18 protein-coding genes are annotated in these 21,168 nt (G+C 73.9%); 10 read left to right on the top strand and 8 right to left on the bottom strand.

Features of this window, described 5'->3' with window-relative positions; all coding sequences use genetic code 11:
- Positions 1-32: 32 nt before the first annotated feature.
- Positions 33-1,253 carry a sensor histidine kinase gene (locus PSQ21_RS30410; protein ID WP_274034511.1) on the bottom strand — a complete coding sequence of 407 codons (1,221 nt, stop codon included), beginning with the start codon at positions 1,251-1,253 and terminating at the stop codon, positions 33-35.
- 145 nt (positions 1,254-1,398) lie between these two features.
- On the opposite strand from PSQ21_RS30410, the gene PSQ21_RS30405 reads away from it, so the two are divergent.
- The 4 genes from PSQ21_RS30405 (at position 1,399) to PSQ21_RS30390 (ending at position 4,414) form a co-directional block, all read left to right on the top strand.
- The gene (locus tag PSQ21_RS30405; RefSeq protein ID WP_274034510.1) at positions 1,399-1,602 is read left to right on the top strand and encodes a hypothetical protein; all 204 of its coding nucleotides are present in this window, start codon (positions 1,399-1,401) and stop codon (positions 1,600-1,602) included.
- Positions 1,603-1,861: 259 nt separating this feature from the next.
- Complete coding sequence (locus PSQ21_RS30400; protein ID WP_274034509.1) at positions 1,862-2,503, top strand: TetR/AcrR family transcriptional regulator; 642 nt, start codon at positions 1,862-1,864, stop codon at positions 2,501-2,503.
- Between the two features lie 158 nt (positions 2,504-2,661).
- On the top strand, positions 2,662-3,441 hold the full coding sequence (locus PSQ21_RS30395) for an SDR family NAD(P)-dependent oxidoreductase (protein WP_274034508.1): 780 nt from the start codon (positions 2,662-2,664) through the stop codon (positions 3,439-3,441).
- A gap of 142 nt (positions 3,442-3,583) precedes the next feature.
- Positions 3,584-4,414, top strand: a complete 831-nt coding sequence (locus PSQ21_RS30390) for an aldo/keto reductase (RefSeq protein ID WP_274034507.1) — start codon at positions 3,584-3,586, stop codon at positions 4,412-4,414.
- Positions 4,415-4,569: 155 nt separating this feature from the next.
- On the opposite strand, the gene PSQ21_RS30385 is transcribed toward PSQ21_RS30390, so the two are convergent.
- The 3 genes from PSQ21_RS30385 to allB form a co-directional block, all read right to left on the bottom strand.
- Positions 4,570-4,893, bottom strand: a complete 324-nt coding sequence (locus PSQ21_RS30385; protein WP_274034506.1) for a putative quinol monooxygenase — start codon at positions 4,891-4,893, stop codon at positions 4,570-4,572.
- A gap of 163 nt (positions 4,894-5,056) precedes the next feature.
- Positions 5,057-6,187: an allantoicase gene (alc, locus tag PSQ21_RS30380; protein ID WP_274034505.1), complete on the bottom strand. Its 1,131-nt coding sequence runs from the start codon at positions 6,185-6,187 to the stop codon at positions 5,057-5,059.
- A gap of 65 nt (positions 6,188-6,252) precedes the next feature.
- Positions 6,253-7,599, bottom strand: coding sequence for an allantoinase AllB (allB, locus tag PSQ21_RS30375; protein ID WP_274034504.1), 1,347 nt, complete (start codon positions 7,597-7,599; stop codon positions 6,253-6,255).
- 337 nt (positions 7,600-7,936) lie between these two features.
- Here allB and PSQ21_RS30370 point away from each other — a divergent pair, with 337 nt between their 5' ends.
- Complete coding sequence (locus PSQ21_RS30370; RefSeq protein ID WP_274034503.1) at positions 7,937-8,740, top strand: IclR family transcriptional regulator; 804 nt, start codon at positions 7,937-7,939, stop codon at positions 8,738-8,740.
- Between the two features lie 48 nt (positions 8,741-8,788).
- On the opposite strand, the gene PSQ21_RS30365 is transcribed toward PSQ21_RS30370, so the two are convergent.
- Together PSQ21_RS30365 and PSQ21_RS30360 are read right to left on the bottom strand one after the other, a co-directional pair.
- Positions 8,789-9,469, bottom strand: coding sequence for an ABC transporter ATP-binding protein (locus tag PSQ21_RS30365; protein ID WP_274034502.1), 681 nt, complete (start codon positions 9,467-9,469; stop codon positions 8,789-8,791).
- Positions 9,466-10,548 carry an ABC transporter permease gene (locus PSQ21_RS30360; RefSeq protein ID WP_274034501.1) on the bottom strand — a complete coding sequence of 361 codons (1,083 nt, stop codon included), beginning with the start codon at positions 10,546-10,548 and terminating at the stop codon, positions 9,466-9,468. The genes PSQ21_RS30365 and PSQ21_RS30360 overlap by 4 nt, the downstream gene beginning before the upstream one ends.
- Positions 10,549-10,658: 110 nt before the next feature.
- Between PSQ21_RS30360 and PSQ21_RS30355 the strand changes: the two genes are divergently transcribed.
- Together PSQ21_RS30355 and PSQ21_RS30350 are read left to right on the top strand one after the other, a co-directional pair.
- Positions 10,659-11,858: a sensor histidine kinase gene (locus PSQ21_RS30355; protein ID WP_274034500.1), complete on the top strand. Its 1,200-nt coding sequence runs from the start codon at positions 10,659-10,661 to the stop codon at positions 11,856-11,858.
- Positions 11,855-12,514 carry a response regulator gene (locus tag PSQ21_RS30350; protein WP_274034499.1) on the top strand — a complete coding sequence of 220 codons (660 nt, stop codon included), beginning with the start codon at positions 11,855-11,857 and terminating at the stop codon, positions 12,512-12,514. Before PSQ21_RS30355 ends, PSQ21_RS30350 begins: the two co-directional genes overlap by 4 nt.
- A 108-nt stretch (positions 12,515-12,622) precedes the next feature.
- Here PSQ21_RS30350 and PSQ21_RS30345 read toward each other — a convergent pair whose 3' ends face one another.
- The gene (locus PSQ21_RS30345; protein ID WP_274034498.1) at positions 12,623-12,925 is read right to left on the bottom strand and encodes a DUF5955 family protein; all 303 of its coding nucleotides are present in this window, start codon (positions 12,923-12,925) and stop codon (positions 12,623-12,625) included.
- Between the two features lie 249 nt (positions 12,926-13,174).
- On the opposite strand from PSQ21_RS30345, the gene PSQ21_RS30340 reads away from it, so the two are divergent.
- The 3 genes from PSQ21_RS30340 (at position 13,175) to PSQ21_RS30330 (ending at position 20,908) form a co-directional block, all read left to right on the top strand.
- Positions 13,175-13,780 carry a nucleotidyltransferase family protein gene (locus PSQ21_RS30340; RefSeq protein ID WP_274034497.1) on the top strand — a complete coding sequence of 202 codons (606 nt, stop codon included), beginning with the start codon at positions 13,175-13,177 and terminating at the stop codon, positions 13,778-13,780.
- Positions 13,781-14,042: 262 nt separating this feature from the next.
- The gene (gene aceB / locus PSQ21_RS30335) at positions 14,043-15,662 is read left to right on the top strand and encodes a malate synthase A (RefSeq protein ID WP_274034496.1); all 1,620 of its coding nucleotides are present in this window, start codon (positions 14,043-14,045) and stop codon (positions 15,660-15,662) included.
- A 338-nt stretch (positions 15,663-16,000) separates the two neighbouring features.
- Positions 16,001-20,908 carry a CHAT domain-containing protein gene (locus PSQ21_RS30330; protein ID WP_274034495.1) on the top strand — a complete coding sequence of 1,636 codons (4,908 nt, stop codon included), beginning with the start codon at positions 16,001-16,003 and terminating at the stop codon, positions 20,906-20,908.
- A 44-nt stretch (positions 20,909-20,952) separates the two neighbouring features.
- Here the strand turns inward: PSQ21_RS30330 and PSQ21_RS30325 are convergent, their stop codons facing one another.
- Positions 20,953-21,168 (bottom strand): hypothetical protein, encoded by a 216-nt coding sequence (locus PSQ21_RS30325; RefSeq protein WP_274034494.1) that lies wholly within the window; start codon positions 21,166-21,168, stop codon positions 20,953-20,955.

Genomic DNA, 21,168 nt, shown 5'->3' with positions numbered 1-21,168 from the left:
GGTCCTCCGGGAGGGCGTCGCGCCCGCGGGCGTCACGCGGCGGGCCACGGCAGCCGGGCCCGGACCATGAAGCCGCCGTCCTTCGTCGGGCCGTGCTCCAGCCCGCCGCCGGCGAGCGTGGCGCGTTCGGTGAGGCCGATGAGCCCCTGGCCCGAGCCGGGGACCCGCTCGAAGGGTTCGGTGGGGGCGGGGTTCGCCACCTCGATGGTGAGCCCCTGACCGGGGCCGCCCGCCACCGTGACGGAGACCTCGGTGCCGGGCGCGTGCTTGCGGGCGTTGGTCAGGCACTCCTGGGCGATGCGGTAGACCGTGCGGCCGGTGGCCGCGGGGGCGTCCAGCGGTTCGGCGACCCGGTTGTCGACGACGACCTTCATGCCCGCGAGCCGGGACTCGGCGACGAGGGCGTCCAGGGTGGCGAGGGTGGGCTGCGGCCGGTCGCCCTCGTCGGTGTCGCCGGGCCCGCGCAGCACGCCGATGATCTCGCGGAGGTCCTGGAGGGCCTCGTGGGCACTGTCCCGGATGACGCCGGCCGCCCGGCCGACCTCGGCGGCGGGGGCGCCCGGCCGGAACTCCAGGGCCCCGGCGTGCACGCTGAGCAGGGTCAGCCGGTGGGCGAGGACGTCGTGCATCTCGCGGGCGATGGCCTCCCGGGCCAGCCGCTGGGCCTGTTCGGCGCGCAGCTCCGCCTCGGCCTCGGCGCGGCGGGCCCGTTCGCGGAGGGTGACGACGAGCTGGCGCCGGGAACGTACGACCATGCCCCAGCTGAGGACCAGCAGGATCAGCAGGATGCCGAAGACGACCGAGGCGAGGAAGGTCGTCGCGGGGTCGGGGCGCAGGAGGGGTTGCAGGGGGGCCACGATCAGCGCACCCGCGCCGACGATCGCCACCGGCTTGAAGGGGCGGTGCACGGCGAGACTGAAGAGGGCCACCATCAGCGCCCCGGCGGCCACGGGTTCGACGATGCAGACGACGGTCAGCGTGGCGGCGAGCCCGACGGGCCAGCGCCGCCGGAGCCAGAGCGCGCAGCAGGCCGCCGCGCCGATCACCGAGTCGACGAGGACGAAGACGTCCGCCGTGGTGTCGTCGGCGTCGATCGCGGCGAGCACCAGCAGACCGACGCCCGCGGCGCAGAGGAACGCCGTGATGTCGACGGCCCAGTCCCGCACGGTGCGCCGCGTCCGGGGCCGGTCCCCGGGCAGCTCGGGGTCGGCCATGGCCGAGGGGAGCAGCCAGCGGTACTCGGTGCGCGTCATATCGACAAAGTTACGCAGCCGGGCGGCCCGGAGGCGCCCCGCGCGGCGAGGGAGCGACCAAAGTCGCGGGACCGGCTACTTTCGGCGCGGCGTACGGAACCGGTGGCCGACGCGGTGGGTGCGGGGCGGGCGGGAGGCTCGGCCCATGAAGAAAATCGTCGAGACAATCGGGTTCCTCGTCTTCGCCCAGGGCGCCGCCGGGCTGCTGTACGAGTGGACGGGCTGGTTCCGGCTGTGGACAGTGGTGCGGCGGATCGACTTCCTCAGCGACCGGGGACTGTTCGTCAACATCGTGCTGATCGTGGCGGGGGCGGCCGTGATGATCGCCGCGGACTCGATCAAGTCCTGACGGCGACGGCAGGCCGCCCCGGGACGGGGAGGTGCGGTGTACGGACCCCGTCCGCACCCCACCGGCTCACACGCGGGGCGATCACGGTGTCCCCTGGGCCCCTGGAAAAGGCACACCTGTCTCAACGGTCGGATCGTCCAGGGGCATCACCCGTGGTCAGGGGCGGTCGGGCCGTTCGGCCGGGCGGCGAAGGGTCCGTCGGCCGCGCCGCCGCTCCCTAGACTGACGCCTCGATAACTCTGAGGCACGGAGTGGTCACATGACGTCGTTGAGAGCGGACGGGCGGGTCGAGCGGGGGAACCAGACCCGGCAGTTGATCCTGGGGCGGGCGGTGCAGATCGCCTCGGTCGAAGGGCTGGAGGGCCTGTCGCTGGGGCGGCTGGCCACCGAGCTCGGGCTGAGCAAGAGCGGGGTGTTCGCCCTCTTCGGCTCGAAGGAAGGGCTCCAGCTGGCCACCGTGCGGGGGGCGGTGGCGATCTACGTCGACCATGTGCTGCGCCCCACCCGGTCGGCGCCGCCGGGGCTCGGCCGGGTATGGCGGCTGTGCGAGGCGTGGATCGCGTACTCCCGGGAGCGCGTGTTCCGGGGCGGTTGCTTCTTCTACGCCGCCACCGCCGAGTTCGACGCCCGTGGCGGCAGGGTGCATGACGCCCTGGCGTCCGCGCAGACGGGCTGGGTCACCTTCGTGGAGCAGACGATCGAGGAGGCCAGATCCGCCGGGGAGCTGGTCGCGGACACCGACGTGTGCCAGCTGGCCTTCGAGGTGATCGCCCTGCTGGAGCTGGCCAACGCCGAGTCGGTGCTCCAGAACAACAACCTCGGCTACGACAAGGCGGCGCGGGCCATCCTGCGACGGCTGCGGGCGGCGGCGACGGATCCCACACTGCTGCCTCCGCGGTAGGCGCCGGGGCGGGGTCCCGGCGCCAGGTCCCGGGCGACCGTGGGTGTGCGAGCCCGGCGGGCCGTGGGTGTCCGATACCCGCCGGTGCGCGGGCCCCGGCCCGCGTTTGCTGGGGGATGTCGTCGCAGCGACGGCGTCCCCCAGCAAAGGAACACCCCATGTCCAGCACCCTGTCCACCACCGCTCCCACCGCCGCGTCCGCCGGGCTCCCGGCCCGCGCCGCCCTGGTCACCGGCGGCAGCCGGGGCATCGGCGCCGCGATCGCTCTGCGGCTCGCCCAGGACGGTGCGGACGTCGCCGTCACCTATGTCCAGGACGAGGCGGCGGCCCGTGCGGTCGTCGCGAAGATCGAGGGCTTCGGCCGCCGGGGCGTCGCCCTGCGCTGTGACGCGGCGGACGCCGAGGCGGCCGCCGACGCCGTTCACCGGGCGGCGGACGCGCTCGGCCGGCTCGACATCCTGGTCAACAACGCGGGCATCGGCGTCCTCGGCCCGATCTCCGGGCTCGCCGGACCGGAGGTGGACCGGACGCTGGCGGTGAACGTGCGGGCGGTCTTCCTCGCCTGCCGGGCGGCGGCGGAGCGGCTGGCCGACGGTGGCCGCATCGTCTCCGTGGGCTCCGCGCTGAGCCGGTACGTGGGCGGGCCCGGCTCCACCCTCTACGGGCTCAGCAAGTCCGCCCTGGTCGGGCTGACCAAGCCGCTCGCCCGGGAGCTGGGACCGCGCGGCATCACGGTGAACCTGATCCAGCCCGGGCCCGTCGACACCGATCTCAACCCGTCCGACGGGCCGTTCGCCGAGGGCCAGCGCGCGGCGACCGCGCTGGGCCGCTTCGGCACCACCGAAGAGGTCGCCTCGCTCGTCGCGTACCTCGCGAGCGGGGAGGCGGGATTCATCACCGGCACGGAGATCGTCGTGGACGGCGGCCACGCGGCCTGAGCGGCGCCGCCGCCTCGGGGGAGTGCTCGCCCGCCGCACCTCGGAGCGCTCCCCCGTCGGCCCCGTCCGGCCGCCCCCGTCCCCGCCACGCCCCTACGCTGGCCGGGACGGGGGCAGCGACGGGAAGGACGGGACCACGCACATGTCCGGCACACCGGTTCAGGCGCTCAACGACGGCACACGGCTCCCCGCGGTGGGACTCGGCACCTACCCGCTGGACGACGCGGCGGCCGAGGAGGCCGTCGCCGGGGCCCTGGAGCTCGGCTACCGGCTGGTCGACACGGCCCTCAACTACGGCAACGAGACCGGCACCGGCCGGGGCATCGCCCGCAGCGGCGTCCCCCGCGAGGAGGTCCGCCTCACCACGAAGGTGCCCGGCCGGCACCACGGGTACGAGGAGACGCTCGCCTCGTTCGAGGAGTCACGGGCCCGCCTGGGCGTCGAGTACGTCGACCTCTACCTGATCCACTGGCCGCTCCCCCGCGTCGACAAGTACGTGGACACCTGGAAGGCGATGATCCGGCTCCGCGAGGACGGTCTCGTCCGCTCCATCGGCGTCTCCAACTTCACCGCCGCGCATCTGGAGCGGCTGGAGCGGGAGACGGGCGTGCTGCCCTCGGTGAACCAGATCGAGATGCATCCGCTGCTGCCGCAGGAGGAGCTGCGGGCGGTGCACGCGGCGAAGGGCATCGTGACGGAGAGCTGGAGCCCGCTGGCCCGGGGCCGCGAGGTGCTGGAGGATCCCTCGACCGTGGCGATCGCCGAGGACCACGGGGTGAGCCCCGGCCAGGTGGTACTGCGCTGGCACACCCAGCTGGGCGCGGTGCCGATCCCGAAGTCGGCGGACCCGGGCCGGCAGCGCGAGAACCTCGATCTGTTCGGGTTCCGGCTGACGGCTCAGGAGCTGACGACGATCGCGTCCGGGCGGCAGCGGCGGTTCGGCGGCGACCCGGAGTCCCACGAGGAGTTCTAGGGAGTGTCCCGCGATGACCGGTGGATCGGTGCGCGGCGTCGGACGCGGTGCGCCGCAAGGCGGAGGGTCACCCGCGTCAGCACCCCTGCGGGTCAGTACACCCAAGGCACTGCGGTCGGGCTGCCGCCCGCCGGGCGGCGTCCGGGACGCGCCGGTCAGCGGTTGCGCGGGGTGACCTCCGCCATCCGTGACCAGCCGGCGCCCTCCACCTCGACGTTGATGATCTCGGGGACCTCGGCCACCAGCTCCGACATGGTCGCGATCGCCGCCTTGAAGTGGTCGGAGTTCACATGCGCCTCGCCCGCCGCCGCGTCGGCGAAGGCCTCCAGCAGGACGAACTCGTCGGGGTTCTCCACGCTGCGGGACCAGTCGAAGAAGAGGTTGCCGGGCTCACCGCGGGTGGCGAGGGTGAAGTCGTCCAGCCGGGTGAGCCATTCCTCGGGGTCGAGGGCGGTGAACTTGACGGCGATGAAGATCATGGGGGCTCCCGGTCGGAGGAGGTCGGAAGGTGCGGCGCCCGGCCCTCGGGGCCTGCTCGCCGCACCTCGACCAGGGTGACACACCCGCACGTAACGGGACCGGCCGGGCATACCTCGATCCTCCTGCGATCGCGGTGCGCCCTGTGCCGGGCGGGTCCGGGGATCAGCCGCCCAGCTCCCGGTGACGGGCCGCCAGGGCGGCCGCGCCCTCGTCGGTGAGCGATCCGAACAGCCGGAGCCGGGAGATGCCGCCGTCCGGGTAGATGTCGATCCGGACGTGCGTGGCCCGGACGGTCCCGTCCAGGACGAAGCGGTGGTTGGTGTCGGGCTGGAGCCGGGTCCGGGGAAGGACCTCCGTCCAGTCACCGTCCCCGGCGTTCCCGCCGTCCCGGACCGAGAGGCTCGCCCAGCCCGCGGAGTTGCCCTTGAGGTAGGCGGTGTCGATCTCGACGGCCCGGATCCCGGACCGCGCGGCGAGGCGGTAGCTGATCCAGTCGTTGCCCCGGTCGCGCCGGCGGCGGGTCTCCCAGCCGTCGTCCATCTTCCGTGAGCGTCCCGGCTGGATGGTGTTGGTGGCCGGGGAGTAGAAGCGGTCGGAGGCGTCCTCGACCTGGCCGCCGTTCTCCAGGGCGGCCAGGTCGAACGTGCCGAGCGCGCCGAGCCAGGCGGGGTCGGGAACGACCTCTCCGTACACGCGCAGGCGGGCGATCCCGCCGTCCGGGTGCTGGTTGATCCGCAGGTGGGTGAAGCGCTGCTCGGCGTCGACGGCGAACCCGTTGGCCGCGTGGCCGCCGACCGCCGTACGGGGGACGAGCGTCGTCCACTTCACGTCGGGGGCGAGGAGCTCCTCGGGGGACGGGGAGCCGGGCAGCGCGACCGCCTCAACGGAGACCGCCTGCGGGTAGTTGCCCCGGAAGTGGGCGGTGTCCAGGACGATGCCCCGGACGACACCGGGCGCGCCGAGCCGGACGAGGGCCCAGTCGTGGTCGTCGGCGGTGGGGTGCGGTTCGGCGGCGCTGACCCCGCGTCGGCGGCGGGTCTCCCAGCCGTCCATGATCTTGCCCTTGTGCCCGAAGTGCTCCGGGTCGAAGACGGCGGGCCCGGGCTTGAGCAGGTTCTCGCGCTCGGCGAAGAACTCGTCGTTGGCGGCGATGACCCCCGCCCCGAGACGGCGGTCGGCCAGATCGACGAGGTGGGTGAAGGGGAAGTCGGCGGTGCGGTGGTCGGCGTACGGGTCGCCGCCCGCGTAGGGGCTCGCGTCGCCGGTGAAGCGCGGTATCGCGGCGTCCGTCATGGTCAGGGGTTCCTTTCGGGCACGGTGCGGGGGGGCGCGTTCGGGGAGCGGACCGGTGGGCTCGCTCAGGGGGCGGCGCGTTCCAGGAGGCGGCCGGCGGGCTCGGCGAGAACGCCGTCGGAGGCGATGCGGGCACCGCGCAGCCAGCTGGAGCGGACCACGCCGTGCAGGGTCTTCCCGGCGTAGGCGGTGACCTGGTTGCGGTGGAAGAGCTCGGCGGGGTCGACGGTGAAGGTCGCGTCGGGGGCGAGGACCGCGAAGTCGGCGTCGCGCCCGGCCTCGATGGCGCCCTTGCGGGTCAGCCCGGCCAGCGCGGCGGGGGCGGCGGACATCCAGCGGGCGACGTCGTCGAGGGAGTGGCCGCGTTTGCGGGCCTCGGTCCAGATGGCGGGCAGACCAAGCTGGAGGGAGGAGATGCCGCCCCAGGCGGAGGCGAAGTCCGGGGTCTTCAGGTCCGTGGTGCACGGGGAGTGGTCGCTGACGATGCAGTCGATGGTGCCGTCGGCGAGCCCGGCCCACAGCACGTCCTGGTTGGCGGCCTCGCGGATGGGCGGGCAGCACTTGAACTCCGTCGCCCCGTCCGGCACTTCCTCGGCGGTGAGGGTGAGGAAGTGCGGGCAGGACTCGACGGTCACGCGGACGCCCTCGCGCTTGGCGGCGGCGATCAGGGGCAGGGCGTCGCTGGAGGAGAGGTGCAGGACGTGGACGCGGGCGTTCAGCCGCCTGGCGTGGGCGATGAGCCCTTCGATCGCGGTGTTCTCGGCGTCGCGCGGCCGGGAGGCGAGGAAGTCCGCATAGGCGGGTCCGGGACGCTGGGGGGCCTCGGCCAGGTGGTGCGGGTCCTCGGCGTGCACGATGAGCAGCCCGCCGAATCCGGCGATCTCCGCCATGGAGCGGGCCAGCTGTTCCTGGTCCAGCTCCGGGAACTCCTCGACGCCGGAGGGCGACAGGAAGCACTTGAAGCCGAAGACCCCGGCCTCGTACAGGGGGCGCAGGTCCTTGACGTTGGAAGGGATCGCCCCGCCCCAGAAGCCGGTGTCGACGTGCGCCTTGGGGGCCGCGACCTGCTGCTTGACCCGCAGGTTCTCGACGGTGGTGGTCGGCGGGAGGGAGTTGAGGGGCATGTCCAGGAGCGTGGTGATCCCGCCCGCGGCGGCCGCGCGGGTGGCGGTGTAGAAGCCTTCCCACGCGGTGCGGCCGGGGTCGTTCACATGGACGTGGGTATCGACGAGACCGGGCAGCAGGACATCGTCGCCGAAGTCCTCCAGGCGGACGCCCGCGGGCGTCCCGGCGTCGTACGGCAGGACCGCGTCGATCGTCCCGCCCGCGACGGCGACCGCCGCCGGGCGGGTCCCCTCGGGGGTGACGACGCGCGTCGAGCGCAGTATCAGGTTCACGTCCGGACCGGACACCTGTGCTCCTTCACTCCAGGAATTCAACGAACTGTTGAAGCTTTCGATGGAGTCTTCACTTGTGGATCGCCCTCGTCAAGACCCCACCTTCCGCCACATGGGCCTGCCGGACCACCCCGGCAGCACGCCTGGAGGTTTCCACAAAGTAAAAGTCATATTTCGAAGTGCGGAACGTAGCATGGGCCAGGAGAGGTGGCGCCGAGTCGCCCGCACCGACCGTCGGCACCCGGACAAAACAGCCCCTGACCGGCACCGACGCCGACCGGGGAGCTGTGGGCCGATCGGGAGCCGCCCGGTAGGCTGCTGCCTTGCCTTCCGCTTCGAAAGGACCGTTGACGTGCCGCCGTCCCACGCCAGCACAGCCGACTCCAAGCCCTCCGGTTCCAGCGGTGGGGTGCAGTCCCTTGAGCGCGCCTTCGATCTGCTGGAGCGGATGGCCGACGCCGGGGGCGAGGTCGGGCTGAGCGAGCTCTCCGCGAGCAGCGGTCTGCCCCTGCCGACCATCCACCGGCTGATGCGCACCCTGGTCGTCTGCGGATACGTACGCCAGCAGCCCAACCGCCGCTACGCGCTGGGCCCCCGGCTGATCCGGCTCGGCGAGTCCGCGTCCCGGCTTCTGGGCACCTGGGCCCGCCCCTACCTCAGCAGACTGGTGGAGGAGACCGGCGAGACGGCGAACATGGCGCTGCTGGACGGGGACGAGATCGTGTACGTCGCCCAGGTGCCCTCGAAGCACTCCATGCGGATGTTCACCGAGGTCGGCCGCCGGGTCCTGCCGCACTCCACCGGCGTGGGCAAGGCGCTCCTCGCGCACACCCCCGCCGACGAGGTCCGCGCACTGCTGGCCCGTACCGGCATGCCCGCCGCGACGGAGAAGACGATCACCACTCCGGAGGGCTTCCTGGACGCCCTGGAGCTGGTGCGCCGCGCCGGGTACGCGGTGGACGACAACGAGCAGGAGATCGGCGTGCGGTGCCTCGCGGTCTCCGTGCCGAACTCCCCCACCTCGGCGGCGATCTCCATCTCGGGCCCGGCCGGACGGGTGACGGAGTCGGCGACGGAGCGGATCGTGCCGATCCTCCAGCAGGTCGCGGGAGAGCTGTCCGACGCGCTGGCGAGCAACGGCACGCACGGCGGCTGAACCCGGAGACGGCGGGGCCGGGACGCCGGGCCCCGCCGCTCCTCGTCCTCAGACCCGGGCCGTCGCGGTCAGCCGCCCGTCGTCCATCGTCACCGTGCGGTCCATCCGCTCCAGGTGCGCCAGGTCGTGGGTGACCAGCACCGTGGCGGTGGAGCGCTCCCGGGTCAGGGTGACCAGCAGGTCGAGCACGGCCGCGCCCCGCTCGTGGTCGAGCGCGCTGGTCGGTTCGTCGACGAGCAGGACCGCCGGTTCGTTCATCAGGGCCCGCGCGATGTTGATCCGCTGACGCTGACCGCCCGACAGCTGGTGCGGCCGCCGGTCGGCGCGGTCGGCCAGACCGACCGCGTCCAGCAGGTCGAGGGCCCGGCGGCGGGCGGTGCGGGCCGAGCCCCCGGACAGGTGGCGCATCACCTGGAGCTGTTCGGCGGCGGTCAGCGAGGGCAGCAGGTTGGGCTGCTGGAAGACGATGCCGATGCGCTCCCGGCGCAGGGCCGCCCGCCCGGACCGCCCGAGGCCGGTGGTCGGCGTCCCGGCCACCACGACCTCGCCGGAGTCCGGGGTGACCAGGGTGGCGGCGGCCGCGAGGAGGCTCGACTTGCCCGAGCCGGACGGCCCGACGACGGCGGTGAGCGTGCCCGGGGGCACGTCCAGCGAGACCCGGTCCAGGGCGGTGAGCCGTCCCTCGCCGTCCGGATAGGTGAGGGTGACGTCGGTCAGGGTGAGCGTCATCGGGCACTCCCGAGTGCGGTGAGCGGGTCGACGGCGGTGATCCGCCGGATGGACAGGGCGGCCCCCAGCGCGCCGAGGGCGATCATCACGGCGGCCGGGACCAGGACGGTCGCCGCGTCCAGGACGAACGGCACGGCTCCTCCGCCGATCAGGGCTCCGGCCCCGGCGGCGAGCGCGGTGCCCAGTCCCGTACCGAGGGCGAGCATCACGACGGCCTGTCCCAGCGCGTCGCGCAGGAGGTACGGGGTCGACGCGCCGAGCGCCTTCAGCACGGCGACGTCGCCGCTGCGCTGGATCGTCCAGACGGTGAAGAACGCCCCGATGACGAGGGCGGAGATGGCGAAGAGGAAGCCGCGCATCAGCTGCAGCGAACCGTTCTCCGCCTGGTAGGAGCCGATGGCCGTGAGGGAGTCGTCGAGCGTGAGCGTGCTCGTGCCCGCCGCCTCGTCCCCCGCCGCGAGGTCGACGCCACCGGTGGTGGTCAGGGCGATCACCGTCGCCTGTTCGGCGGGCCCGGCACCGTCGTGGCCGATCCGCTGCCAGTCGTCCAGCGAGGTCCAGACCACGGGGGTATGGCTGTAGGAGGCGTCCGTGGCGACGGCGGCTACCTCGCTCTCGGTCCGGCCGAGGGCGATCCTGTCGCCCGCCGTGACATCGAGCTCCTCGGCCGCCTTCCCGGAGAGCACGACCCGCCCCGGGCCGATCCCCTCCGGCCCGAGGGTGCCGTCCGGTTCGACGCCGAAGGCCGACACGGCGGCGGTCCGCTCACCGGCGGCGGTGGCGTTCAGGGTCCGGATGCCGACCGGCTGCGCGGCCTCGACCCCGGGCTGTCCGGCCCAGCTCCGCCAGTCGTCCTCCCGGACGGTCGAGTTGGTGAACGACTCCGCCTGCCCCTCCGGTGGCGCGGCGAAGGCCAGGTGGTCGGCGTCCAGGCCGGTGACGGCCGAGATGTTCTCCCGGGCCAGGCCGGCGGTCAGGCCGGACAGCAGGCCCACGAGCAGCGTGATCAGCACCACGACCGAGCCCATGAGCGCGAACCGGCCCTTGGCGAAGCGGAGGTCTCTCCATGCGACGAACATGGCTCCAGCGTCGTGCGGCGCGGGCGGGAAAACATCGCGCGGCGGACGGGCCCGGGATCAACCTTTCGATTGACCGGGTCCCAGGAGTCCGCGGCTACGCTGGACGAACCATGGATTCGCGTTCGCACACCCACGTCACGGCAGCCCTGCGGCTCTGTCTGCACGCCCTGCTGACGGGGCTGCTGGCCCTGGTGGTGGTCCGCGCGGTGAGCGAGGGCGCGCCGCGGGCGTCGGCGGTCGTGGTGGTGGCGGCGCTGATGGCGGCCCTGTACGCGGCGGGGCCGCTCGCCCCCTCCGTACAGCCGGGCAGCCGGGCGGGGGCCGTGTGGCTGGCGGGTCTCGGCGCACTGTGGGCCACGCTGCTGGTGCTGTCGCCGGACGCCCTCTGGGTGGCGTTCCCCCTCTACTTCCTCCAGCTCCACCTCCTGCCGATGCGCTGGGCGCTGCCCGCCGTCGTGGTCACCGCGGGCGCCGCGATCACCGGCTTCGTCGTGCACCGGCAGCAGATCGAGCCCGGCGCGTTCATCGGGCCGCTGATCGGCGCGGCGGTCGCCGTCGCCACCGTCCTCGGGTACGACGCGCTCTTCCGGGAGAGCGAACGGCGGCGTGAGCTGATCGTGGAGCTGGTCGCCACCCGCGCGGATCTGGCCGAGGCGGAACGCACGGCCGGGACCCTCGCCGAGCGTGAGCGCCTCGCCCGGGAGATCCACGACACGCTGGCCCAGGGCCTGTCCAGCATCCAGCTGCTGCTGCGCGCCGCCGAGCGCTCGCTGCCCGAGGACGCTCCGGCCGCCGCGCATGTGCGGGCCGCCCGGGAGGCCGCGCAGGCGAACCTCGCCGAGGCCCGTTCCTTCGTGCGCGCGCTGACCCCGCCGGAGCTGGAGCACGGTTCGCTGGCCGCCGCGCTGGAGCGGCTCTGTGCCCGCACGACCGCGCCGGACCTGATCGTACGGTTCGCGGTGAGCGGCGCCCCGGTGGAGTTGCCGACGCCGTACGAGGTGGCGCTGTTGCGGACCGCGCAGTCGGCGCTGGCCAACACGGTGCGCCACGCGCGGGCCGGACGGGCGGAGATCACCCTGAGCTTCATGGACACCTCGGTGGCGCTGGACGTCGTGGACGACGGGCAGGGCTTCGACCCGGCGGGGGCACCCGTCCACGAGCGGGCCGACGGCGGCTTCGGGCTGCCGGCGATGCGGGCGCGCGCCGGGTCGCTCGGCGGTGCGCTGAGCGTGGAGTCGGCGCCCGGCCAGGGCACGGCGGTGGCGGTCACGTTGCCGCTGCCCGTCGCGGAAGCGGAGCGTGCGGCATGAGCGGGGACGGGATCGGGGGCGGGGCCGGGGACCCGATCCGGCTGCTGCTGGCGGACGACCATCCGGTCGTCCGGGCGGGGCTGCGCGCGGTGCTGGACACCGAGCCCGGCTTCCGGGTCGCCGGCGAGGCCGCCACCGCCGAGGAGGCCGTCGCCCTGGCGGCGTCCGGCGGGTTCGACGTGGTCCTGATGGACCTCCAGTTCGGCCCGGGCCTGCACGGCTCACAGGCCACGGCGACGATCACCGCCGCACCGGACGGCCCCCGGGTCCTGATCCTCACCACCTACGACTCCGACGCGGACATCCTGGCGGCGGTCGAGGCGGGGGCGAGCGGCTATCTGCTGAAGGACGCGCCGCCGCAGGAGCTGGCGGCGGCGGTGCGCACGGCGGCCGCGGGCCGCTCCGCGCTCGCGCCGTCGGTGGCGCACCGGCTGATGGACCGGATGCGCACCCCGGCCGAGGCGCTGACCCGGCGGGAGCTGGAGGTGCTCCAGCTGGTCGGGGAGGGCCTGTCGAACCTGCAGATCAGCAAGAGGCTGTTCCTGAGCCAGGCCACGGTCAAGTCCCACCTGGTGCACATCTACGCCAAGCTGGGCGTCGACTCCCGTACGTCGGCGGTCGCGGCTGCCACGGCCCGCAGGCTCATCCGCCGCTGAAGCCCGGCTCGCGCGTTCATCCGCTGAAGCCCGGCTCACGCTTCATCCGCCGGCGAACCCGGGCTCGCCCGCTCATCCGCCGCTGAGGCCGGCCCGGCGCGTCGTGCGTCAGCCGCGCGGGGGCTCCCCGAAGAGGTCGACCGCGTTGCGCACCTCGCGCAGGGCCGCGGCCACCGCGCTCACCGAGCCGATCGCCCCCGCGATCAGCAGCAGGGAGCGGCGCATGCGGGGGATCTCCGGCACGCCGCTGACGGCCATCGCGTCCAGGGCCGCCAGCTCGTCCTCGGCGATCGGCCTGTCGGGGAATTCGGTCCGGAGCCCGGCCAGTTCCCGGCGGAGCCGGGAGACGGCCACCCGCAGCTCGGCCACCCTCGGGTCCTCGTCGCTGCCGGTCAGGCGCTTCTGCCCCACGCTTCGCAACACAGCACTCCCCCTCGCACGTCCCTGTGCCGGTGTGACCCCCGAACCCGGGCTGTGGCCAAGTCCCCGGGTGTGTCCGCAAGTTAACGCCATAACAGGCAGTGCGCGCCAGCCCACGGAAAGAAATCGGGGTGACCCCTGAGGGTGATATGCGTGTCGCGTGTGCGAACCCCTCAGTGGTATCCAGAGCCCATGGTCACGGACACGCCTACGGGCAGGACGGCAAAGAGCACCGCGGACATGACGTCCGCCGCGAAGAACCCCGAGGTCGCGGGGGTGCTCCTGGCCGCCGGAGGGGGCCGCAGGCTCGGCGGCCGGCCGAAGGCGCTGCTGGAGCACCGGGGCCGGCCGCTGATCGAACACGCGGTGCGCACCCTGCGCGACGGCGGCTGCGGACCGCTGCACGTGGTGCTGGGCGCGGCGGCCGGGGAGGTGCGGGCCCGCACGGACCTCTCGGGCTGCGCGGTGACGGTGAACCCGGGCTGGGAGGAAGGCATGGGCTCCTCGCTCCGCCTGGGCCTGGCCGCGCTCAGCGCGACGGGCGCGGACGCGGCGCTCGTCCTTCTGGTCGATCAGCCCGGGATCGGGGCGGAGGCGGTGGCGCGGGTGCGTCTCGCGTACCGCTCGCGGGCGAGTCTGGCGGCCGCCTCGTACGGCGGGGAGCGGGGCCATCCGGTGCTGTTCGGCGCGGACCGGTGGGCGGACATCGCGGCGGGAGCGGTGGGCGACCGGGGGGCTCGGGCGTATCTGCGGGAGCACCGCGATGCGATCACGCTCGTGGAGTGTTCGGATGTGGCCGAGGCGTACGACATCGACACCTCACGGGATCTGAGGCACCTGGAGTGACCGGGCGGGGCGGATCGCCGCGCACGGTCCGTGGCCGCGTTGGCACGCTGCGCCGACGGCGGCCCGTTTCTGTCGACCCGGAGAATCTCGACATCAACAAACCATTGAACTTCCACCATGAGGAAACTACTATCCACTGGTCAGAAGCCCTCTGAACCTCAGACGGCACCCACGGCCGTATCTCGGAGCCATGGCACGCCGTGCCGTCTCTGGCGACCCGGCGGCCATGAGACGCCGCCGCCCGCTGAAGGAGTGACAGCTCATGTCCGCACCAGCGCCGTCCACGCTGGCCATCGTCGATGCCGAGCCCCTGCCCCGGCAGGAAGAGGTCCTGACCGACGCGGCCCTCGCCTTCGTGGCCGAACTGCACCGGCGGTTCACCCGGCGCCGCGATGAGCTGCTCGCCCGTCGCGGTGAGCGCCGCGCCGAGATCGCCCGCACCTCCACGCTGGACTTCCTGCCCGGGACTGCGGCGGTCCGCGCGGACGACTCCTGGAAGGTCGCACCGGCTCCGGCCGCTCTGAACGACCGCCGGGTGGAGATCACCGGTCCGACCGACCGCAAGATGACCATCAACGCCCTGAACTCGGGCGCCAGGGTCTGGCTCGCCGACTTCGAGGACGCGTCCGCTCCCACCTGGGAGAACGTGATCCTCGGCCAGCTCAATCTGACCGACGCCTACGAGCGTCGTATCGACTTCACCGACCCGGGGTCGGGCAAGTCGTACGCGCTGAAGTCCGCCGGCGAACTCGCCACGGTCGTCATGCGCCCGCGCGGCTGGCACCTGGAGGAGCGCCACCTCCAGCTGGACGGCGTCCCCGTGCCCGGCGCGCTGGTCGACTTCGGCCTCTACTTCTTCCACAACGCCCAGCGTCTGATCGACCTCGGCAAGGGCCCGTACTTCTATCTGCCGAAGACGGAGTCGCACCTGGAGGCCCGCCTCTGGAACGACGTCTTCGTCTTCGCCCAGGACTACGTCGGTATCCCGCAGGGGTCCGTCCGCGCGACGGTGCTGATCGAGACGATCACCGCCGCGTACGAGATGGAGGAGATCCTCTACGAGCTGCGCGACCACGCCTCCGGGCTGAACGCCGGACGCTGGGACTACCTCTTCTCCATCGTCAAGAACTTCCGTGACGGCGGGCCCAAGTTCGTCCTCCCGGACCGCAACGCGGTGACGATGACCGCCCCGTTCATGCGCGCGTACACCGAACTCCTGGTCCGCACCTGCCACAAGCGCGGCGCGCACGCGATCGGCGGCATGGCCGCCTTCATCCCCTCACGCCGCGACGCCGAGGTCAACAAGGTGGCCTTCGAGAAGGTCAAGGCGGACAAGGACCGCGAGGCGCACGACGGCTTCGACGGCTCCTGGGTCGCCCACCCCGACCTGGTCCCGATCGCCCTGGCCTCCTTCGACGCGGTCCTCGGCGAGAAGCCCCACCAGAAGGACCGGCTGCGGGAGGACGTCTCGGTGGCACCGGGCGACCTGATCGCCATCGACACCCTCGACGCGAGCCCCACGTACGACGGCCTGCGCAACGCCGTCGCGGTCGGCATCCGCTACATCGAGGCCTGGCTGCGCGGCCTGGGCGCGGTCGCCATCTTCAACCTGATGGAGGACGCCGCCACCGCGGAGATCTCCCGCTCGCAGATCTGGCAGTGGATCAACGCGGACGTGGTCTTCGAGAACGGCGAGCACGCCACGGCGGACCTGGCGCGCAAGGTCGCCGCCGAGGAACTTGCCGCGATCCGCGAGGAGATCGGCGAGGAGACCTTCACCGCCGGCAAGTGGCAGCAGGCCCACGACCTGCTGCTCCAGGTCTCCCTGGACCAGGACTACGCGGACTTCCTGACGCTGCCGGCGTACGAGCAGCTCCGCTGACCTCACCGTACGAGCACCCGCACCACCGCCCCCGGCACCGCACAGCGCCGGGGGCGGTTCTGACCGGCGGCGGGACCCGCACCCCGCGCCACCCGGTCCGTGGCGGACATGTCGTCGATCCAGCCGGGAGAGTTCGGGCGTGCCGCACGCGGTGGCCTCCTGGAGCCGACCGGTCTCGGAGTACCAACGCCTTTCGCTTGACCAAGTGCTTCGCGGAGCAGCACCCTTTGCGAAGTGAGCCCGGAAGGAACGGTGGTGATGGCCGCACTCACCAGAGTGTTCCCGTTGCCGGCCGAGCACGCCGGGAACGCGGGGAGCACCGGGGCGACGGGAATGCGATGACACAGGCGAGGGCCGAGGACTGCGCCCACCTCATCCTCCGGCAGGCCGAGCGCGCGGAAGCCGACCCGGGCGTTCTGGAATGGTTCACCGGCCCGGAGGCCGCGCGGGCGGCCGACGAGGTGCTCGGCTGCCTCGCCCTGCCCGACGGAAGCACGTGGGGCCCGGGCGTTCTGGCGCTCGGCATCGCCGACCTCTTCCGCTACGCCGCACGGGGTTCGGCCGACCGGGCTGCGCTCGCCACCGCGCTGCTCCGGTTCTCCGTGATCCGCGAGCAGGACCCCGACCGGGTCCCGCAGGGGCTGCGCCCGGTCTTCGCCACCTTGGCGGGCGAGCCGGAGGGTGCCGTGACCGAGCCCGGTCTGGCGTACGACGCCGGCGTCGGGATGATGGCGGTGTTCCAGCAGGCCCGCGACCCGGAGGTGCTGCGCGGGGCCGAGGCCCTGTTGCGGCACGCCGCCACCGCCTCCGGCGGGGGCAGCGTGGAGCAGGGCATCTGCCTGTCGGACCTCGGGCTCGTCCTCTTCTACGGATTCCAGGACGGCGCCGGACGCCAGGCGCTCGCCGACGCCGTCGCCGCGGGGCGCGCCGCCGTGGCCTGTGCCCCGGGCGACCGGGACGAACAGGCCCGCAGACACGGCAACTTCGGCCACACGCTCCGCAACTGGGCCGATGTGACCGGCGACGGGAACGCCCTGCGGGAGTCGGTCGACGCCCTGCGGAAGGCGGTGGACCTCGCCACGGGGAACAGCCCGCACCGCGAACAGCACCGCGCCACGCTCGGCTCCGCGCTCTGCCTCGCCGCCGACCGCCTGGACGAACCCGCGCTGCGCTTCGAGGGGATCGCGCTGCTGCGCACGGCCCTCCGCGAGCCGCACGCCATCGGGGCCGACCGGGCCGCACTCCTCTCCGACCTGGGTGTCGCCCTCTTCGCGGAAGCCGTCGCGGCCGGTGGGCACGGCGGGCTCCACGAGGAGGGCGTGGCCGCCTGCCGCCGGGCCGCCGACACCGCCCCCAACGTCTTCGAGCGCACCGTCTATCTCACCAACCTCGGACTGCTGCTGTCCGGCTTCGCCGGGCACGCGGGCCGCCCCGACCTCCTCGACGACGCGTGCGCCACGGCCCGTGAGGCTCTGGACGGCGCTCCGGACGGGCATCCGCTGCGCTCCCGCGCCCACTTCACGCTCTCCCGGGCGCTGGACGCGCGGTACACGGCGAAGGGCTCCCTGGGCGACCTGGACGAGGCCGTCACCCACGCCCGCCTCGGGACCGAGTCCGTGTCCTCGGACGAGGTGCCACGGCGGATCGTGCTCGCCACCCACCTCGCGGAGCTGTTGGGAAGGCGTGCCGCCCGGCGGGCCGGGAACCTCTGGGATCCGGGGGGCCTCGGCCTGGTCGAGTCGCCCGGCGACCCCGGCGCCATCGACGCCCCCCTGGCCCTCCTCCGGGAGCTCGCCGGGGAGGTTCCGGCCCGCTCCGCCGACCGGGCCCGGGTCCTGCGGGCACTCGGCGCCTGCCTGTTGCTCCCGGGCGACGCCGACGGTGCCGCCGAGGCCATCGACTGCTTCCACAAGTGCCTCGTCCTTCCCGCTCCCACCAGGAACTTCGAGGCCACCACGCGTATCGCGCTCGGGGCGGCGCTCGCCCGGCGCGCCGGGGCGAACGTCGAGGAGTGGCCCAGGGCGGCCGCCGAGATGCGCCGAGGGCTCGGACTGCTCCGGACCGGCGGCCCGGAGTACTGGGACGGCCACGGGGAGTACGCCGAGGCCCTCATGAGACGGGCGGAGGCGACCGGGGACGTCGGCCTGTGCGAGGAAGCGGTGGGCCTGTTCCGCGAGCAGTTGCGGCGAGCGCCGCTCTCCCGCGTCGACCGAGCCGTACGGCACGCGAACGTCGGCCTCGGCCTGATGAACATCGTCGCGTGGTCCGTCCGGACCGAGCTCCTGAGCGAGGCGGTGGCCGCCCAGCGGGAGGCCGTCGGCCTGTCGAGGCCGTCCGACCCTTTCGCCGCCCGGCTGCTCCTGGGCCTCGGTGAGACTTTGATGGCGCGCGCCGAGTTCTGCTCGGACACCGGGGCGCTGGACGAGGGCATCACCGTGTTGCGCAGGGCTGTTGCCGCCTCCCACCCGTCCGTGTACGGCGGATCCGCCTGCCGCACGGCCCTCGGCGACGCGCTGCGCAACCTCGCCCGTCACGCCTCCGACCCCGCTCCGCTGGAGGAGTCCGTACGGTGGCACCGGGAGGCGCTCGCCGTGGCGCCGGGCGCGCCCCCGCCGATGGCGCTGCTCGGCCTCGCCAACAGCCTGGGGGCCCTCTACCGCCACAGCCGTGACGTGCCGCAGAGCGAGGAGGCCGTGCGCCTCTACCAGGCCGTTCTGGACTCGCCCCGGCCGACACCGTACGGACTGCGGGGCAGCGTCCTCACCGGACTCGGCTTCATCCGGTGGACCCGGGCCGTCGAGAGCGGGAACGAGGCGCTCGGCGACCTGGCCGTCCGCACCCTGCGCGAGGCCGCGGCCCAGACGCCCCGCATACGCCGGGGGATGGCGCTCACGAACCTGGGCGGGGCCCTCATGGACCGCGGCCTGCTCTCCGGCAACCGGGTCTGGCTGGCCGAGGCCCTGACGGTGTTGCGCCGTGCGTTGGACGAAAGCCCGCCGACGGCGGTGGAGCGGTCCCTGCATCTCAACAACCTCGCAGAGGCCCTGCGCTGTTGGTACGAGACCGTGGGCGACGCCTCCGTCGTCGACGAGGCGGTCGCGTTGCTGCGCGAGGCGATGGTCATGACCCACGGCGACCGCTGGGGCGCCGAGTCGGCCGCCGTCAATCTGGGCGCCCTGCTGATCAACCGGGCCCAGTCGGACCAGGACCCGCGTCCCGCCGACGAGGCCCGGCGGATCCTCGATGAGGTGATCGCCGGGTTCGGCGCGGACCACCCCTCGCGCCCCTTCGCCCTGCAGAAACTCGCGACCGCCTGCGTGACCTTCGCCCGCCTCGCTCCCGGCCGCCGGGCCGGTGCCCGTCCTGCGGGGGAACCCGACGGGGCGGCGGTGCGGCAGGCCCTGCACCGGGCGGAGGCCGCCGCCCGGGACGCCCTCGCGGGGACCTCCCCCGGCCACGCCCTGCACGGGGTCTCCCAACTGCTGCTGGCGACCGCGCAACTGGACCGGAGGAGGCTGGGAGACCGGGTCGACCTGGCGGAGGCGGCCCGCGTCGCCCGCGACTGCGCCCGGAGCCCGGTGACCCATCTGGGCGCCCGGCTCCGGGCCGCCCAGGCCTGGGGGCTGGCCTCGGTCCACGCCGGGCGGACGGCCGACGGCCTGGAGGCGTACGCCTACGCCGTCGGTCTGTTGCCCCGCATCGCACCACGCAGCCTCGCCCGCGCGGACCAGGAGGCGCGGCTGCTGCTCAGCGACGGCGTGGCGAGTGACGCCGCCGCACTGGCGATCGAGACGGGTGCGGTGGAACGCGCGCTCACCCTCCTCGAACAGGGGCGGGGCGTGCTGCTGGCCCAGGGGCTGGAGAACCGGGCCGGTGTGTCGCGGCTGCGCACCGTCGCTCCCGGCCTCGCGGCGGAGTTCGAGCGGATACGCGAACGGCTGAGCCGGCCGCCGCGCCCCTCCCCCGTGCTGGGCTCCGGGCCCGGCGGGCCGACGGTGGTCCCGTCCGACGCCGCCCGTGAGGCGGCGGCGGTCGCCGAGGACCGGCTCGCCCTGGCCCGGCGCTGGGAGCAACTTCTGGAGGAGATCAGGGCGTTACCGGGCCTTGACGGCTTCCTGCGACCGCCGTCGGTGAGCGACCTGGTCGCCTCCGCGGCCGAGGGGCCGGTGGTGGTCGTCAACGTCAGCGCCTTCCGCTGCGACGCCCTGATCGTGACCGCCGACGCCGGCATCGACGTGGTGCCCCTGCCCCGCCTCACGCTGCGGGACGTCGAGGCGCGGGCGGCGGAGTTCGTCGGGGGGATCGACACGGCGTACGGGGAACGAGGCGTCGACGAGGCCGTCGCGATGATGCGCCGCCTCTCGGGAACGCTGGGCTGGCTCTGGGACACCGTGGCCGCACCCGTGCTGGAGCACCTCGGGCTCGACTCCGTACCGCGCGAGGACGGTCCGTGGCCCCGGGTGTGGTGGTGCGCCACCGGCCTGCTGTCCTTCCTGCCGCTGCACGCCGCCGGGCGGGGCGCGGCGGACTCCGGGACCTGGGTCCTCGACCGTGCCGTCTCCTCGTACACCCCGACCGTGCGCGCCCTGGTGCGGGCCCGCGACGGCCTCGCCTCCGGGGGCCGCGACCGCCCCGCCCCCGGTGGCACCGCACGCCCCTCCCCGCTGGTCGTGGCCCTCGCCGAGACGCCGGGGGCCGCGCCGCTGCCGGGCGTCGCGCGGGAGGTGGAGCTGGTCGGGGAGCTGTTCCCCGGGGGGAGGCTGCTGGCCGGGCCCGAGGCCACCGTGGCGGCGGTCGGCCGGGCGCTGGAGGCCCACCCCTGGGTCCACTTCAGCTGCCACGGAGTCAACGAGCCGCTCGATCCGTCGCGAAGCGGGCTGGTCCTGTACGACGGCCGGCTCACCGTCTCCGACGCGGCGGCCCAGCGCCCCGGCAGCCCGGAGCTCGCCGTACTGTCCGCCTGCTCGGCCGCCCAGGGTGGCATCAGGCTGTCCGACGAGGCGGTCCAGCTGGCCTCCTCCTTCCAACTGGCCGGATACCCGCATGTGATCGGCACGTTGTGGCCCGTCGCCGACAAGCTGGCGACCCGGCTCACCGAAGAGTTCTACACGGCGCTCGCGGCGGATCTCGACCGGGGCCGTCCGATCGGTCCGGCCAGGGCCCTGCACCACCCGGTCAGGGCCCTGCGCGACCAGTACCCACAGGCGCCCCACCTGTGGGCGGCCCATATCCACACGGGCCCCTGATGAGGGCGGCGCTCCACGACGGGGCGGCGCGGCCCCGCCCGCCTTCAGGGCCCGTCCGGCTCCCCGGCTCCCCGGGCGGGCGGGGCCCCCTCCCCCAGCGCGGTGCCCGACGGCCCGTGCGGCAGCTCGTCCGGCTCGGCCAGGTCGTCGGTGGGCCGATAGGTCTTGCGGAAGGAGAACTCCGCTACGAGGGCGGCCAGTTCGGCGTCGTCACCCGCCCCGTCCTCCCCGCCTCGACCCGTCCCCGCTGCCTTCGCCAT

Origin of the sequence: Streptomyces sp. MMBL 11-1 (assembly GCF_028622875.1) — a bacterium.
GTDB lineage: Bacteria > Actinomycetota > Actinomycetes > Streptomycetales > Streptomycetaceae > Streptomyces.
The sequence above is the reverse complement of the archived record's forward strand: the minus strand, read 5'-3'. Positions and strand labels throughout refer to the sequence as shown.